Origin of the sequence: Tsuneonella troitsensis (assembly GCF_001441535.1) — a bacterium.
Classification (GTDB): Bacteria; Pseudomonadota; Alphaproteobacteria; order Sphingomonadales; family Sphingomonadaceae; genus Tsuneonella; species Tsuneonella troitsensis.
This window is the reverse complement of record NZ_LMAU01000001.1, coordinates 1-14,316: the sequence shown is the minus strand read 5'-3', so window position 1 is coordinate 14,316 and position 14,316 is coordinate 1. Positions and strand designations below refer to the sequence as shown.

The following is a 14,316-nucleotide window of genomic DNA, read 5'->3' as shown; positions in this document are numbered from 1 at the left end:
CAGACTTCCGCTCCTTGCGCTGGCGGCCTTCGCCGGCGTGCCTGCACTCGCCCAGGACCAGGCCGCGGCGCCCAAGCAGTCCGCTCCGGCGGCGCTGACCTGCACGCCCCAACACGCCGCCATGGGCCATTGCACGCTGCCCAAGCCTTTGCCCGCAGCAACGTCGGAACCGGCCCGACAGAGCCAACCTGCGTGCTCTCCGGACCACGCGGCGATGGGGCATTGCACGGCCGCGGCGGCGCCACCCACGGCTCCCGAGGCGACGCCTCAGGCTCAACCGGCCTGCACGCCCGAGCATGCCGCTATGGGTCACTGTACGCTTCCCTCGCCTGCCCCGGCGACACCGCAGCAGGTGCAGCCTAGCCAGTCGACATGTACACCGGAGCATGCGGCGATGGGGCATTGCTCGCTTCCGGCGCCGCAACCCGCGCAGCCGGCTGCATGTTCTCCGGAACACGCGGCTATGGGGCATTGCACCCCGGCCGCGACTATCGGCGCCGAGGGAACGGACTTGCCAGCGGGCTCGGGATCGGCTCCGCCGGTGCCCACCGACTACGCGGCAGATGCGATCTACGGACCGTCCGCGATGGCGATGGGGCGACACCATCTCTCGCTGCATCACGGCGGCCAGAACTTCTTCATGGCGATACTCAACATCGCCGAGGTGAAGGTCAAGGATGGGCGCGATGCCTACGAATGGGGCGGCGAGGCCTGGTATGGCGGCGACATCAACCGCCTGGTCGTCAAGACCGAAGGAGAAGGTGAGTTTGGCGCTGGCGTCGAATCTGCCGAAGTCCAGGCGCTCTACAGCCGCGCCATCGGACCCTATTTCGATCTCCAGACCGGTATCCGCTACGATTTCGAGCCCAACCCGTCGCGCGTTTACGCCACCATCGGATTCGAGGGTCTCGCACCGGGCTTCTTCGACGTCGAAGGCGCGATGTTCCTGTCGGACCGGGGCGAGCTGATAGGACGGTTGGAAGGCTATTACGACCAGCGCATCACCCAGAAGCTTATCCTGCAACCGCGCGCCGAACTCAATTTCGCGGCGCAAAGCAGCGAGGACATCGGGGTCGGCGCGGGGCTGACCGATGCCGAGATCGGCGTCCGGGTGCGCTACGACATCGCCCGCGAGTTCGCCCCTTACGTTGGCGTCCAATATGAGCGCGCCTTCGGGATGACGCGTGATTTCCTGCGTGAAGAAGGCGAATCGCCCGGAGGCTTCAGCTTCCTAGCGGGCATTCGCTTCTGGTTCTGAGGGGAGAAGAACAATGCTGATGCGTCCTTACGCGGATCGAAGATCGCTGGGAGATCCTGGTCATGCACAATCCGGCGCGCAGGCCCACGGAGGCATGGGATGATCTCAGTCATCCGATGGTCGCATGCATTGCTGGCGCGGTCGGTGTTGGCGTTATTGGCAGCGACCGCCATCCTTTCCATGCCGGTAGCGCCCGCCTCGGCGCACAAGGATCACAAGGCCAAGCAGGAGGCAGCGCAACGCGAGGCGAAGCGTGCGGTGGCGGGTGGATCGGCACAGGCGCCTCCCATGGATCACGACATGTCGATGCCAGGCCATGCCGCGGCCATGACTGGCATGGCCAATGCCGAGGAGCCACCCCAGAGCTTTGGTGTGCGACTGCTCGACTGGTTTGGCCGCTTCCATCCGATGCTAGTGCATTTCCCGATCGCTTTTATCCCTGCGGCGCTCTTCACCGCCATCGTTGGCCGCAAGCGGCCGGGGTTTGCCAAGCCCGTCCAGTTCCTCGTGGTGACTGCGGGGGTGACCGCACCGTTCGCCCTTCTTTCCGGCTGGCTGAGCGGCGGCTTCGTACTCGGCCTCGACGATTGGGTCATGCAGAGCCACCGCTGGCTTGGGACCGGGATCGGGATCGGCGCGTTTGCCTTGGGAGTGTTTGCGCTGAGACGCCCCGAGCAGGACCGCGGCTCAGCCATGATCGTAGGGCTGTCGATCCTAACGGCAGCGATCCTCGTGCAGGGATGGTTCGGCGGCGCGCTGGTGCACGGCATCGACCACCTGAACTGGTAAGGAGAACGACCGATGGAAGACCACGCGAAGTCCGCGCATTCCGGTGGCGGCGGCTCGAAGCCTTATATGATGCTGGCCGTCAATCTCGGCCTCAGCCTGCTGGTGATGTACGTCGCCATGTTCGCGATGATCTGGACCTGGGGCGAGTTCATCCAGAACGTGAATTTCTTCTATATGGCCCTCGTGATGTGGGCGCCGATGGGCGCGATCATGCTTGCGACAATGGGAGGTATGTATCGCAGTCGGAAGCTCAACGCCGCGCTCTATGTGGCGTTTGCAGCGATCTTTGTCCTGTCGCTCGTCGGCATCCGGCAACAGAGCCTCGTTGGCGATGACCAGTTCCTGCGTTCGATGATCCCGCACCACTCAGGGGCTATTCTGATGTGCGAGGAAGCCAGGCTTACCGACCCTGAGATACGCCGGCTCTGCCGCGAGATCATCCAGGCTCAGAAAGATGAAATTGCCGAGATGAAGCGGATCATGGACCGCCTCTGACCCGATACGCCCTAGGATCACGGAGATACACAATGACCAAACTCACCGGAATTGCCGCACTTGCGCTGCTCGCATCTCTGGGCGCCTGCGGAAGCGTCGAACAGCCTGCCGAAGACACCGCCCCAGATGCTGCGATGACGATGGACGGCCCCTACGCTGAGTCCGAGATGGCGATGGACAAGGCCATGAAGGACGCTGTCGGCGTCGATGCCGCCGACACCTGGGTCAAGAAAATGATCGCGCACCATGAAGGCGCGATCAACATGTCGCGGATCGCGCTGGGCCTAGAGCCCACAGCCGATCTCGCGAAAATGGCGCAGATGACGATCGAAAAGCAGGGCGCCGAGATCGAAGCGCTCAAGGCGCTGGCCCGCAATGGTGCGGCTAATCCCGCCAGCGCCAAGCTCTACGAAGCTGCGATGACCGAAATGAACTCTGACATGATGGCGGCATCGGGCGCGACGCCTTCAGAGACCTACCTTACCAAGATGCTGGCGCACCATCGCGGCGCCGTCGCGATGTCGGACATCGCGCTTGCGAGCGGCGCGACTGGCGCCGTGCGGGCGCAGATCGAACAGACGCGTGCAAAGCAGCTGGAGGAAATCGCCCTTGTGGAAGCGATGCTGAAGGGCGAGCCGACGCCGGCTACGCAAACGAAGAACGCAGTCGCTGCTCCGACCGCCACCGCAAAGCCTGACGCTACGAAGACCACTGCGGCGAAACCGGCTCCCGTCAGGGCTGCGGCCCCCAAGGCTTCGCCCGAACCTACGGCGGAGGCCGACGATGCGCCTACCTGCGCGCCTGAACACCGCGCGGCAGGCCACTGCTGATCCTGGTTGATGGCATCGGCGAGTGCGTCGCCTTTCCTCATCCATGACCGGGAGGATAAGCTTTCAGATGCGGCCGCATGTAGTCGCCCGCTTTATAGGTCGTCTCGGCAGGGTTTCCTTGGAGACCTGCCGAGACGCACCCAGATAACTGCAAGAGTGAAGACCAATCTTACCCGGGCCGAGGCAAAGATGCCCGTTGGAAGACACCAATTCAATGGTCTGGAAAATCGACGATGCCAACGTTGTTGCAACTTAGCGCTGGGTTCCACGGCGCATACAAACCGCTCGGATTATTCTCAAACAGCCAGATGTGAAGGTCGTAATGCGGCATGAAGTTGTGCGCCTCATCCTGCGGCGTCGCGGGATCGTCCGCCATGTAATTATACTCCCGTCCACGATACATTGGCGGACGCTTGTTTTCGGCGTGCCAAGCTTCTGCAAAAACGAGCAGTTCTATTCCCGCCAGCTTCACTCCGCCGTGTCCGTCGGGAACATAAAGTAGAACGGCAGGAGGGTTGACGCCTGTGTAGGTGCCATTGCCGTTCACTCGGCCGTTCACGACACCGGTTATGCCGAGAAGCCGTGGATTTGAGTAGTGGTAGCCCATGGTCCCAAGCGTGGGATGAGACTCACAAGGCGATGACCGCACGTAACCTTGGCTCTCCGCGTAAGCGACATCCTTGAATGGTTCGAGTTGCCTTGCCAGTTCTTGCAGTGCCTGATCGGGCTGAGTGCGTGGCACCTCGGCAAGCGCAGCAGGTGCGATCAGAACACTAGAGAGACCGAGTGCGAACCTAACAGTCTGCCGTTTCACGCGCTTCCGCTGCGAAAGTCTGACCGAGTTGCCGCAAGAATTGAATAACAGGTTCCTAGCCAATCTTAGCATGACATTCGCTCCTTTGACCAAAGTCGAAGCCGACGCCTTGCTCGATAGCCGCATGGGGGGATCCCCCGCGTGCTGCGGAAGGCGCCTACGAGTCGGCATCTCAATGTCATTTTTCAATTTTGAAGGTATCGTCCCTTTTGGAACTTTCACTTGCCTTCGATTGCGACTCGTCATTTCGAGAGTGCCGCTGAGAAAGTGCGCCATTAGCCAATGATAAGCAAGAGACCGGAGCTAAAGCTGACTTACAGCAACGGAGCAACCTCCAAGGGCTCAGATTAGAGTCGCAGAATATGTGGCGCCCTTATTCGCTAAGCGGGCTTTAGCTGAAGGTCGGTTTTGCCAGATTACCTAGCTGAAAGCGGACAGTCAGGTAGCGGCCCAATAGCGGACGTTCGGTCGACCTGCCCTGCTCGCAAATTTGACGAGCGGCGCTCAATCTCGGTGAAGGCGCAAACGATAGCTTAGCCAGAACTGATCGTGCGGAATGCTCCCACGTTGTGCATAGGCGCCAATCGACCCGTCCAGTCCGTCGCCGACCCGTTCAAGGCTAAGCCGAACGTGATGCGGCCATTGCAGCGCATCCTCTGCAGGCAACGTCATCGTGGCTCGCGCAGTCAGAAAATCCGCGCTTACCTTGACTTGCGTCAGCTCGCTCTTGCCGTCCCCGGACCCCAGACTAATCATACAGTCGGCTGGTGAGCCTAATTTGAGGGCGACGGGATGCCAGCCGCTCGGAAGTCGAACTTGACCTGCCCAGCTACCAGCAAATGCCTGAGTGGCGTTGTCGTTAGAGACAGGCTCTTGGAAGGGGTGCGCTAGGCGGCGCGTTGCGAACTTCTCGCTTATCGCATCGACGATCGACTCGTTCAGCACATAGGCGGGCGGACCCTGTGCGTTCGCTATGGTTGCGACCACCAGCCGTTCCTCGGGAACAATCGTAAGACTCGACGCGCCGCCAGGCCCTTCGCCTGTATGCCCATAGCTGAATAGTGCCGCGGGCGTGTCTTCTTCAACAACCCAACCGAGGCCATAAGAGGCTCTTGCGAGCCCGTTTGAACCAATCGGCGCCCGTTCTGACAGCATCAGGCGAGCCGCCTCGCCGAAGCGACCTTCGAGATGGGCGACGCCGAACCGGGCGAGGTCGGTCGCGGTCATCACCATGTCACGGGCGCCCATCTCATCAACGAGGTATGGTGGGATGGGTCTACCGTCGTCCTCGTATGGGACAGCGGCTTCCCAGTCTTCGAAGTGGTCGTTGAGGAAACCGGCGCTAGCGAGGCCCGCGGGTTGGAAGATGTTCCTCCGCAGATAACGGTGAAAGCCGCCGCTGGTTCGCTCGATTGTCTCGGCGAGCAGGCCATAGTTCATGTTGCTGTAGAGGTAGCGCCTGCCCTTCGCTGATGTGATGAAAGCGTGATCCCGAGTGACCCTGGAAAATGGCGGCGGACGTCCCTGACCCTTGAAGAAATTGCGCCAGTGCTTCGGTATTCCCGATCGGTGCTGGAGCGCCTCCCGAACGGTTATTGGGCTTCCTTCCTCTGCGATTTCAATGTTGCCAAGATGTCGCCGGATCGGCTCGTCGAGAACGAACTTCCCCGAGACAATCAACTGCGCGACTGCAGTTCCAGTAAAGGCCTTGGAGGCTGAAGCGATGGCATAACGAGTGCCAGCACTCGCCGTCACGCGCCGAACTCGGTCGGCAAAGCCGAACGCTTCCACCCAGATAGGGCGACCGGCGCGAAAGACAGCTACTGAAAGCGACGGTGCCTGCCCGTCCTTAATGTATTTGACGGCTTGTCGTCGCACGGCGGCAAAGGTCGGGTCGGCAACGGGCGATGCTGCTATCAGCGGCAGTGCGGCTCCCACAGCCGACAACCGAATGAAGTCACGACGGCTAAAAGGTGCGGTCATCGAAGCCCAAGGTGCAATAGTGCAGCGCCATGCGCAACGTCTGCTTTCCACCCTAAGTCAGTCGATCAGCGCAACTCAGCCTTTACCCTGAAGCAGCCGGCCGAGGTGACCGGCCGGCCGCTTGAAAGTCAGATTTCGGTCCGCTCTGCCAACAGCAATGCATCTTCGACGTCGACGCCAAGGTAACGGACCGTGTTCTCGATCTTGGTGTGACCGAGCAGGATTTGAATTGCCCTGATATTGCCTGTGGCCCTGTAGATCATCGCAGCTTTGGTCCGCCGCAGCGAATGCGTGCCGTACTCAGACTTGCGCAGGCCAATGGCCGTTACCCATTCATCGACCAGCCTGGCATACTGGCGTGTGCTCATATGGCCATGGTGATCAATTCGGCTCGGAAACAGATATTCATGCGTCGAACCTTTTCGGCGCTCCAGCCAAGCGATCAGGGTCGCGCGGACATCCGCAGTTAGCTCGAACTGGACTGGACGATTGGTCTTTTGCTGGATGACGATCGCACGGTTTCGAACATCCGCGCCGGCTACCACGTCACCAATTTTGATCTTCACCAGATCGCAGCCACGCAGCTTGCTGTCGATTGCGAGGTCGAAGAGCGCCTTGTCCCGTAGTCGCCCTTCGCGATCTAAGTGAAAGCGGATCGCCCAAATCTGCTTCTGCGTCAGCGGTCGCTTGGTGCCGACGGTCTTGCCGGCGTTCCATGCCGCGCGTGCCTGGATGGCGGTGTCAAATCGAGAGTATCCCATGGTTCATCTCCTCGGCCATGATTGGCCGAGTACAGAACGCAGAGTGTGGATGCTTTTGAGCCGGTTACGGACTGTCAGCTTCTGATCAGCATTCAGCCGAAGCCGACTCTGGTAATTCGGCCTCAGCCCTAATCAGACGATCGTCGCGATCGTCATCATCCTTACCAGGTCGGAGAGCGTCTTCGCCTGCATCTTCATCATCGCGTTCGCCCGGTAGACCTCGACCGTCCGTGGACTGATGTCGAGGTCGATCGCGATGACCTTGTTGGCCTTGCCTTCGACGAGGCCGTCGACGACTTCGCGTTCTCGGCCGGACAGGGTCTCGATCCGGGAAAGAACTTCGCGCCGCCGCGATTGCACCTCCTCCTCTTCTCCGCTTCGCGCCAGCGCCGTGCGGATAGCGGATAGGATCGTTTCGTCGTCGAAGGGCTTTTCGATGAAATCGGCGGCACCGGCCTTCATCGCTTGAATCGCCAGCGGAACGTCGGCATGGCCGGTGATGACGATAACGGGAGCCCCGCCATCCCGCTCCGACATCCTGGTGGCGAGATCGATCCCGCTCATGCCGGGCATCCGAACGTCCGTAACGATGCAGGCGCGAGCGAGCGGCGGTGCGGATTGCAGGAAGGCGTCCGCAGACGAAAACGAGCGCACCCGTATCCCGGCGACGTCGATCAGGAACTCCAGCGACTGACGTGCGCCCTCATCATCATCGATCACGTAAACGATCGCGTCCTTCACCGCCTCATTCTCCATCGTAGAGTTCCTCATCTGCGACTGCCTGCAGAGTAAAGCCGAATTCGGCGCCGCCATCCGGCGCTCGCTTTCCCCATATCCTGCCGCCGTGCGCTTCGACGATCGTGCGCGAAATGGAGAGGCCCACGCCCATGCCGGTTCGCTTGGTCGTGATGAAGGGCTGGAACAGTTTCTCGGCCACGTCGGGCTCGATGCCCGGCCCGGTGTCGCTTATCCGGACAAGCGCCATTCCCTCGTCCGCCGCCTCTATCCCGATTGTCAGGTGGCGCTCACCCGCTTCCGATTCCGCAAGCGAATCGACCGCGTTGCGCACGAGATTAAGAACCACCTGCTGGATCTGCACCTTGTCGGCGAGGACAAGATCGACTGCCGGATTGAATGCGTATTGCACTCGAATGCCGTGCTCCTTTGCGCCGACCAGGGCGAGTGCGCTCGCCTCTTCGACCAGCTTGGGCAGGCTTTCGATGGTCCGCTCTGTCTCGCCCCGCGCCACGAAATCCCGCAACCGGCGGATGATCTCTCCGGCGCGCAAGGCTTCGGTCGCGGCCCTTTCCACTGCCTCGGCCACGCGCTCGTGCGGGACCTCGTCGCGCCCTAGGAGGAGGCGCGTGCCCTTCAGGTAGTTCGCAATCGCCGACAGCGGCTGGTTGATTTCGTGTGCGAGCGCAGAGGCCATCTCACCCAGGGCGGTCAGACGCGAGATATGGACCAGCTCGGTCTGCAGTTCCTGCAGCCTCGCCTCGGCCTGCTGCCGCTCGGTCAGGTCGCGGATGAACCCGGTGAAAAAGCGCTGTCCGTCCGCAGCCATTTCCCCGACGGCGAGTTCGATCGGGAAAGTGGAACCGTCCCGCCGTGATCCCACCACAATCCTGCCCTTGCGATGATCCTCTTCTCGCCGGTGCGATAGTATCGCGCGAGATAGCCGTCGTGCGCGCTGCGATAGGGCTCGGGCATCAGCAAGGCGACATTGCGGCCAGCCACTTCGGACGCCTTCCAGCCGAACATGCGCTCGGCAGTCGGGCTGAACTCGCTGATCGCTCCGGCCTCGTCGATCACGACCATGGCATCGGGCACCGTGTCGAGGATCGACTGCAAGTGCGCTTCCCGGCGCGCCAGGATCGATGCCGATGCTTCGGTTTCAACCCTTGCTCGCTGGAACCACTCGCCTCCGAAAGCGACCGAAACGCCGATGACCACGAACGCGACCGCCGCGATGTAGCTGCCCTCGGTAATCGGTCCCGCGAGGGCGTCGCACCACAAGCCCGCGGCCGCTCCGGCGACGGCAGCAACGGCGCCTGCGCGCAGGCCCGACATGGCACTGGCTAGGACCACGCCCGGGACGAAGAAGATGAACGTCGCGCGCTGCGCCAGTTCTTCGGCAAAGAGCAGCCGGATCCCCGCGCCGGCGCCGATCGCGACGAGTGCCAGCAACAGAGCGGCCGCAAACGACAGGCGCGGCAGGAACCGGCTCATAAGATTTGCGGGGGGAGGCTCCGGTAAGGCCCTTAGGGCGCCCTCCGTAGGGTTATCATCCAAATTTCGCGTCCCTGTTCAAAGGCCTAGATCAACTCCAGCAGCGGCGCTTTCAGTTCAACGTGCCGCCATGCGGAGAAGTTTCAATGACTGCACCCTTCATCGATCTGGGCGTTCACCACAACCCTCGCGGGATGTCGGACCGGATCGCATTCGGTTTCACCAAGGCGCTTCGCTGGTGCGCCGATACCTTCTTTGCCGAGCGTTACGGCCACCGCGCCGTCGTGCTCGAGACGGTAGCTGCCGTACCCGGAATGGTCGGGGCGACGATCAACCACCTCGCCTGCCTGCGCCGCATGTGCGACGACAAGGGCTGGATCAAGACGCTCATGGACGAAGCCGAGAATGAGCGCATGCACCTGATGACCTTCATCGAGATTTCCAAGCCTACGCTGTTCGAGCGAGCGGTCATCATCGGCGTCCAGTGGGTGTTTTACCTGTTTTTCTTCGGGCTCTACCTGGTCAGCAGCAAGACCGCGCACCGGGTCGTCGGCTACTTCGAGGAAGAGGCGGTGATCAGCTACACCCATTACCTCTCCGAAATCGACGAGGGACGCAGCGAGAACGTACCGGCACCAGAGATTGCCAAGCGCTACTGGGGGCTGCCCGACGACGCGACCCTACGCGACGTCGTCCTCGTGGTCCGGGCCGATGAGGCACACCACCGCGATGTGAACCACGGCTTCGCCAACGAACTCGCCGGCCTGCCGGTGGCCCAGGTGGCCGAGTGCCCGCCGCACGTCGCTCTCGAACCCAACTGGAAGAAGGCGGCCTGATCGAGGGCCGCGAGCAAGGAGCAACGGACATGGACCGCTCGAACGTGATCGGATTGTTCATCGACGATGCACCGGTCCTTTCCTCCCTGCAGTTCTCGCTCGCCACCGAAGGGTTGACGACTATCGAAGGCGACCGAGCGAGCAGCGGAATCCCGGCAGAGGGTCTTCTGGTCATCGACCAGAGCTATCAGGACGACGGTCTCCGCTTCCTTGCGGAGCTTCGGGAAAGAGGATGCGCGGCCCTGGCCATCATCCTCGTGACGAATCCGAACCCGCTGTTTCGAACGCGTGCAGGAGCGCTTGGGGCGCACATCATCGAGAAGCCCCTGCTCGGGGACGAGCTCAGCGACGCGATTTCGGCCTTGCTCGGACAACAGAAGGCAGCATGACATGAAACCCGCGCTTCCCCCCGGCCTAGAGGACTACAAACAAACCGCGACTTTCACCGAAACGACCGTTCCCGCAGGGTTGCTGAGCGATCACTCGACGAAAGAAGGAGTCTGGGGCCTGATCGAAATCGAGAGCGGTCAGCTCCGCTACCTGGTGACCGACCCCCGCCGGGCGGATCGCGGACAGACTCTCGTGGCTGGCGGTGACGCGGGTATCGTCGAGCCCACGATCCTGCACCGTGTCGAACCCGTTGGCGAGGTGCGCTTCCACGTCCGGTTCCTGCGGGAGCCGACCGGTCCACTACAAGCCGACGAACGCCCTGAAGGGGACGGGGCATGACCATGCAGTCTGCGCTTCCGGAAGAGGAGCGACCCGACACCCGCGAGATTGCAGCGCTCAAGCGTGCCGAGAAGCGCGAAGCTGCTGAATCCATCGGAGTGGATGCCGAATTCATCGATGATCTGGTGGAGAATTTCTACGGAAAGATCCGCGAGGACGACCTGCTCGGTCCGATCTTCGCCGAGCGGATTGCCGACTGGCCTCCGCACCTGGCGCGCATGAAGACCTTCTGGCGTTCGGTCCTGCACAACAGCGGCGAGTTCTCGGGCAACCCGATGCTCAAGCACCTCGCGATCCCGGGCCTCGAACTGCAACACTTCGCTCGTTGGCTTGAACTCTTCTACGAAACGCTCCGCGAGGCAGAGGGTGACCGCGAGGCGACCCAACTCGTCGGGGGACGCGCCCGGATGATCGCCGACAGCCTTCTGACAGCGATCGCAATGCGCCGCGACGGATTGGCCGCCGGGCGCGCAGGAAAGGACCTACCTCATGCCTGAAGCACTTCTCCGCTCGCAGCTTGACCCGGTTCGGGACATTCGCACCGGTACGCCGGGTCCGTCGCTCGTCGTCGAAACCGAAGCGAACGATAACGTGCGAGTGCTTACGCCGGAAGCGCGGCTATTCGAGCTTTCCTCCGCCGTCTGGATTACGATGATCGGTTCCTACGTGGTCTTTTTGCTCGCCCTGCTCGGTGCGACCGGCGGAGCAAGTGCGGCGTTCGCGATTGCGATTTCTGCGTTCTATGTCGCGATGTTCTTCGGAACTGCGCGGGCCCTCCTGCGCCAGGGTCCCGCCCAACCCGACAGTCCGTTGCAGCGCACCGGAGCCGTCCTCCAGACCGCGTTCGGCCCCCTCACCCGCAGCGAAGTCTACGGCCAGGTACTGGTCGTGCCCGTAGCCGTTGCGTTCTTCGGAATAGCGATCGCAATCATCAGCGCGACGGTCATGTGAGAGAACTGCGATGAGAAGAAACAGCCATGTTCTGTCCTGACTGCGGAGAGCCGATCTTTCCTGGCCGACTCGACATCCGCAATTGCGCACCGCGTTCGCGACGCGGGAGCAGGCGAGCAGGTCATAACGATCTTCGCCGTCAAACGACCGCTATCGGGACGACGAAACAGTTGCCGGGATGACCGCTGATGTGGCGCAAAGCAGACCTCACTCCACATACTCGTCCCTGAGCCGCTTGTTCACCCTCATTTCCTCGAGCGCTTCGCCTGTTCGAGAGGCCCCCTGCTTGTAGGACCGGTTCTCGAGCTTGACCTTGTAGCGCTCGGAGACGGTATCGTTGATGATGTCGAACATGCGCTGCTCCCAGTGCCAGTCTTCGAGGTAGCGGGCCTTCAACTGCTCATCGCTGGTCTCGCGATACTTCTGCGAAAAGTATGTCACCTCCTCCTGCGCGTCGGCCCTGCGCATGAGCGCCTGGTCGAGCCGGTCGCGGGCTTCCTTCGTCAGCGGGCCAGCGAACTTCACATCTCCGGTGTGTGGATCAAGCAGCACATCATCGGGATGGGGGATCGGGCGTGGGGGCTCCCTGCCCGCTAGCTTGGCCCGTTCAATCGCTTCGCCCCATTCGTGCTTGTACTCGGCCCACTTCCCGAACGCATCGAGCCGCGAAGTGAAGTCCTCGTGCTCGACCCTGGTGATCATGTCGGCCAGCGTGCGCTGGGCAAACCGGTTGCCCTTCATTGCTGCCACGCCCATCGCCCGGAACACCGCCTGGATGGCCGGCAGCTCGATGACATTGTCCCCCTCGCGCAGCGTGACCATCCGGTAGGCTTCGGCGCGCAGGTACGCCTCGGCGCCGCGCATGCCGATACCGGTATCTATCTTCGGCTTGTTGCGCGCGCCGCGCGGACGGCCCCGCGGGTTGCCCGAGTAACCCTTGCGGAACCGGTGCTCGGTCGGCGGACGCCCGTATCCCACCTTGTAGGGGACGGGGAGCACCTCGCCCTTGTCATCCTGATCTTCGGCCGCGCTCATTCCGCGGCCTCCCGCCCAAGGCCCCGCCGTTCCTCGGCAACGTCCTCGAAGCAGTCGCTGGTCCCGGCAAGGCATGCCCGCTTGCCGGTGTAATCCTGCCAGCGCCGGATGATGGTGTCGCAGTAGATCGGATCGTACTCGATCAACCGCGCCGAGCGCCCGGTCTTCTCGGCTGCGATCAGCGTGCTGCCCGAGCCGCCGAACCCGTCGAGCACGATCTCGCCGCGGCGCGAGCAGTCGCGGATCGCATCGGCGATGAGCGCAACCGGCTTGACCGTGGGATGCATCGCGAGCTCGTCCGAGCGGCTCGCCCCGAGCGAGCTGATACCGGCATAGTCCCACACGTTGGTCCGGTAGCGACCGGTCTCGCCGAGCCCGAAGCTGTTGGTGTGAGCGGCGGTGCCTTGCTTGAACACGAACACGAGCTCGTGCTTCGAGCGATAGAAGGCGCCCATCCCGCCGTTGGTCTTGTTCCAGACCACCAGGTTCTTGAGCGCGGTGAAGCACTGCTCCCCGGCGGCGACCAGCTCGCCCATGTGGCGCCAGTCCATACAGACATAGGCTATCGCCCCGTCGCGCATGACCCGCGCGATGTTGCCCAGTGTGTCTGCCAGGAAGCCGGTGAACTGGCTCTCGCTCATCTCGCCCGATGCAAACGCGAACTCCCGGTGCTTGACCGAGCCCAACCCGCAGACGTTGCCGTCGATCGCGACGTTGTAGGGCGGATCGGTGAACACGAGGTCGGCCCGCTGGCCTGCCATCAGCCGGTCCATCCCGGCTGCATCGCGCGTATCGCCGCATAGCAGTCGATGTCGTCCGAGCTCCCAGAGGTCACCCATGCAGGTAACCGGTTCTCCCGAGACCGTCGGTACTGCGTCCTCGGGCGAAAGCGGACCATCGGTGCTCGCTTCGCTGGCCTCGTCGATCGCAAGGTCGACCTCCGCCAGGCTGAACCCGGTGATCTCGACGTCGAACTCGAGATCGACCAGCGCCTGCAGCTCGATCGCGAGGATCTCCTTGTCCCAGCCGGCATTGAGCGCGAGCTTGTGTCCGCCAGTACGTAGGCGCGCCGCTCGACCTCGGAGAGATGGGACAACGCCAGCGTGGGCACGGTCCTGCGTCCCAGCAGCCGTGCTGCCTCGACGCGGCCATGGCCGGCAATGATCTCGCCGCCGTCCGACACGAGGACCGGGTTAGTGAACCCGAACCGTTCGATCGACGCCGCGATCTGCTTGATCTGTTTTCTGGAATGGGTGCGCGCGTTGCGCGGGTAAGGCTTCAATAGGTCGATCGACAGTTCGATCACCTGCTGGGCAGGGTAGTTCATTATTGTTGTCTCCTTCGGCTATCCAGCGATGGAGTGCGACCCTTATCACAACTGGGCTGGAATGTCAAGAACGAAGGGGGAACAGGACCGCTTTGCCCGGTGCCAAGAATAGGAGCAATGGTCTCGAGCTCACTGCCTTGTAGCCATCGTTCAGCAACCGACGCCCGATCGCTGTTCGCTGCGGAACGTTCGCTGTTCGCGCGCAACCGGTCGCTGTTCGAGGTGGGTGAATTCCCTGTTCCGGGCGCAGGGAATTGGCATCAGGAAATGGCGGAATTC

General features: G+C 62.3%; 17 protein-coding genes and 1 pseudogene. 9 read left to right on the top strand and 9 right to left on the bottom strand.

What is annotated here, in order from left to right:
- The first annotated feature begins 541 nt into the window (after nucleotides 1-541).
- The 4 genes from AR323_RS15035 to AR323_RS00065 all read left to right on the top strand — a co-directional run bounded on the left by AR323_RS15035 (nucleotide 542) and on the right by AR323_RS00065 (nucleotide 3,372).
- Nucleotides 542-1,258, top strand: coding sequence for a copper resistance protein B (locus AR323_RS15035; protein WP_235510398.1), 717 nt, complete (start codon nucleotides 542-544; stop codon nucleotides 1,256-1,258).
- A 99-nt stretch (nucleotides 1,259-1,357) separates the two neighbouring features.
- A complete protein-coding gene (locus AR323_RS00075; RefSeq protein WP_057881924.1) occupies nucleotides 1,358-2,047 on the top strand; it encodes a DUF2231 domain-containing protein in 690 nt (229 codons plus the stop codon).
- Between the two features lie 12 nt (nucleotides 2,048-2,059).
- Nucleotides 2,060-2,542 carry a DUF305 domain-containing protein gene (locus AR323_RS00070; protein ID WP_057881923.1) on the top strand — a complete coding sequence of 161 codons (483 nt, stop codon included), beginning with the start codon at nucleotides 2,060-2,062 and terminating at the stop codon, nucleotides 2,540-2,542.
- Between the two features lie 32 nt (nucleotides 2,543-2,574).
- The gene (locus AR323_RS00065) at nucleotides 2,575-3,372 is read left to right on the top strand and encodes a DUF305 domain-containing protein (protein WP_057881922.1); all 798 of its coding nucleotides are present in this window, start codon (nucleotides 2,575-2,577) and stop codon (nucleotides 3,370-3,372) included.
- Between the two features lie 211 nt (nucleotides 3,373-3,583).
- On the opposite strand, the gene AR323_RS00060 is transcribed toward AR323_RS00065, so the two are convergent.
- From AR323_RS00060 to AR323_RS15025, 6 genes and pseudogenes are all read right to left on the bottom strand, one after another.
- Nucleotides 3,584-4,186: a hypothetical protein gene (locus AR323_RS00060; protein WP_152980273.1), complete on the bottom strand. Its 603-nt coding sequence runs from the start codon at nucleotides 4,184-4,186 to the stop codon at nucleotides 3,584-3,586.
- A gap of 504 nt (nucleotides 4,187-4,690) precedes the next feature.
- Nucleotides 4,691-6,169 carry a serine hydrolase domain-containing protein gene (locus AR323_RS00055; protein ID WP_083495163.1) on the bottom strand — a complete coding sequence of 493 codons (1,479 nt, stop codon included), beginning with the start codon at nucleotides 6,167-6,169 and terminating at the stop codon, nucleotides 4,691-4,693.
- A gap of 128 nt (nucleotides 6,170-6,297) precedes the next feature.
- Complete coding sequence (locus tag AR323_RS00050) at nucleotides 6,298-6,930, bottom strand: tyrosine-type recombinase/integrase (RefSeq protein ID WP_057881919.1); 633 nt, start codon at nucleotides 6,928-6,930, stop codon at nucleotides 6,298-6,300.
- A 132-nt stretch (nucleotides 6,931-7,062) separates the two neighbouring features.
- Entirely contained in the window at nucleotides 7,063-7,686 is a 624-nt protein-coding gene (gene fixJ / locus AR323_RS00045; protein WP_057881918.1) for a response regulator FixJ, read from the bottom strand.
- Nucleotides 7,676-8,362 carry a sensor histidine kinase gene (locus tag AR323_RS15030; protein WP_235510437.1) on the bottom strand — a complete coding sequence of 229 codons (687 nt, stop codon included), beginning with the start codon at nucleotides 8,360-8,362 and terminating at the stop codon, nucleotides 7,676-7,678. Before AR323_RS15030 ends, fixJ begins: the two co-directional genes overlap by 11 nt.
- A 114-nt stretch (nucleotides 8,363-8,476) precedes the next feature.
- Nucleotides 8,477-8,748, bottom strand: a pseudogene (locus AR323_RS15025) (PAS domain S-box protein); the annotation flags it as partial.
- 557 nt (nucleotides 8,749-9,305) lie between these two features.
- On the opposite strand from AR323_RS15025, the gene AR323_RS00035 reads away from it, so the two are divergent.
- The 5 genes from AR323_RS00035 to AR323_RS00015 are packed head-to-tail and all read left to right on the top strand — an operon-like array spanning nucleotide 9,306 to nucleotide 11,675.
- The gene (locus tag AR323_RS00035) at nucleotides 9,306-9,995 is read left to right on the top strand and encodes an alternative oxidase (RefSeq protein WP_057881917.1); all 690 of its coding nucleotides are present in this window, start codon (nucleotides 9,306-9,308) and stop codon (nucleotides 9,993-9,995) included.
- Between the two features lie 29 nt (nucleotides 9,996-10,024).
- A complete protein-coding gene (locus tag AR323_RS00030) occupies nucleotides 10,025-10,384 on the top strand; it encodes a response regulator transcription factor (RefSeq protein WP_057881916.1) in 360 nt (119 codons plus the stop codon).
- A gap of 1 nt (nucleotide 10,385) precedes the next feature.
- Nucleotides 10,386-10,724, top strand: coding sequence for a DUF1971 domain-containing protein (locus AR323_RS00025; protein ID WP_057881915.1), 339 nt, complete (start codon nucleotides 10,386-10,388; stop codon nucleotides 10,722-10,724).
- A complete protein-coding gene (locus AR323_RS00020) occupies nucleotides 10,721-11,221 on the top strand; it encodes a group III truncated hemoglobin (RefSeq protein ID WP_321164516.1) in 501 nt (166 codons plus the stop codon). Before AR323_RS00025 ends, AR323_RS00020 begins: the two co-directional genes overlap by 4 nt.
- On the top strand, nucleotides 11,214-11,675 hold the full coding sequence (locus tag AR323_RS00015; RefSeq protein ID WP_057881913.1) for a hypothetical protein: 462 nt from the start codon (nucleotides 11,214-11,216) through the stop codon (nucleotides 11,673-11,675). The genes AR323_RS00020 and AR323_RS00015 overlap by 8 nt, the downstream gene beginning before the upstream one ends.
- Nucleotides 11,676-11,882: 207 nt before the next feature.
- On the opposite strand, the gene AR323_RS00010 is transcribed toward AR323_RS00015, so the two are convergent.
- From AR323_RS00010 to AR323_RS15015, 3 genes are read right to left on the bottom strand one after another with little or no spacing between them, the layout of a single operon-like run.
- Entirely contained in the window at nucleotides 11,883-12,710 is an 828-nt protein-coding gene (locus AR323_RS00010; protein ID WP_057881912.1) for a DUF5681 domain-containing protein, read from the bottom strand.
- Nucleotides 12,707-13,549 carry a DNA-methyltransferase gene (locus tag AR323_RS15020; protein WP_235510397.1) on the bottom strand — a complete coding sequence of 281 codons (843 nt, stop codon included), beginning with the start codon at nucleotides 13,547-13,549 and terminating at the stop codon, nucleotides 12,707-12,709. Before AR323_RS15020 ends, AR323_RS00010 begins: the two co-directional genes overlap by 4 nt.
- Nucleotides 13,471-14,037: a ParB/Srx family N-terminal domain-containing protein gene (locus AR323_RS15015; protein WP_235510396.1), complete on the bottom strand. Its 567-nt coding sequence runs from the start codon at nucleotides 14,035-14,037 to the stop codon at nucleotides 13,471-13,473. The genes AR323_RS15020 and AR323_RS15015 overlap by 79 nt, the downstream gene beginning before the upstream one ends.
- Between the last annotated feature and the right edge of the window lie 279 nt (nucleotides 14,038-14,316).

Bases quoted from the DNA above. Each gene is read 5' to 3' on its own strand.
- AR323_RS00075 (WP_057881924.1), top strand. From the start codon at position 1,358: ATGATCTCAGTCATCCGATGGTCGCATGCATTGCTGGCGCGGTCGGTG.
- AR323_RS00015 (WP_057881913.1), top strand. From the start codon at position 11,214: ATGCCTGAAGCACTTCTCCGCTCGCAGCTTGACCCGGTTCGGGACATT.
- AR323_RS00050 (WP_057881919.1), bottom strand. From the start codon at position 6,930: ATGGGATACTCTCGATTTGACACCGCCATCCAGGCACGCGCGGCATGG.
- AR323_RS00020 (WP_321164516.1), top strand. From the start codon at position 10,721: ATGACCATGCAGTCTGCGCTTCCGGAAGAGGAGCGACCCGACACCCGC.
- AR323_RS00035 (WP_057881917.1), top strand. From the start codon at position 9,306: ATGACTGCACCCTTCATCGATCTGGGCGTTCACCACAACCCTCGCGGG.
- AR323_RS15020 (WP_235510397.1), bottom strand. From the start codon at position 13,549: ATGGGTGACCTCTGGGAGCTCGGACGACATCGACTGCTATGCGGCGAT.
- AR323_RS15030 (WP_235510437.1), bottom strand. From the start codon at position 8,362: ATGGCCTCTGCGCTCGCACACGAAATCAACCAGCCGCTGTCGGCGATT.
- fixJ (WP_057881918.1), bottom strand. From the start codon at position 7,686: ATGGAGAATGAGGCGGTGAAGGACGCGATCGTTTACGTGATCGATGAT.
- AR323_RS00055 (WP_083495163.1), bottom strand. From the start codon at position 6,169: ATGACCGCACCTTTTAGCCGTCGTGACTTCATTCGGTTGTCGGCTGTG.
- AR323_RS00070 (WP_057881923.1), top strand. From the start codon at position 2,060: ATGGAAGACCACGCGAAGTCCGCGCATTCCGGTGGCGGCGGCTCGAAG.
- AR323_RS00030 (WP_057881916.1), top strand. From the start codon at position 10,025: ATGGACCGCTCGAACGTGATCGGATTGTTCATCGACGATGCACCGGTC.
- AR323_RS15015 (WP_235510396.1), bottom strand. From the start codon at position 14,037: ATGAACTACCCTGCCCAGCAGGTGATCGAACTGTCGATCGACCTATTG.
- AR323_RS00065 (WP_057881922.1), top strand. From the start codon at position 2,575: ATGACCAAACTCACCGGAATTGCCGCACTTGCGCTGCTCGCATCTCTG.
- AR323_RS00025 (WP_057881915.1), top strand. From the start codon at position 10,386: ATGAAACCCGCGCTTCCCCCCGGCCTAGAGGACTACAAACAAACCGCG.
- AR323_RS00010 (WP_057881912.1), bottom strand. From the start codon at position 12,710: ATGAGCGCGGCCGAAGATCAGGATGACAAGGGCGAGGTGCTCCCCGTC.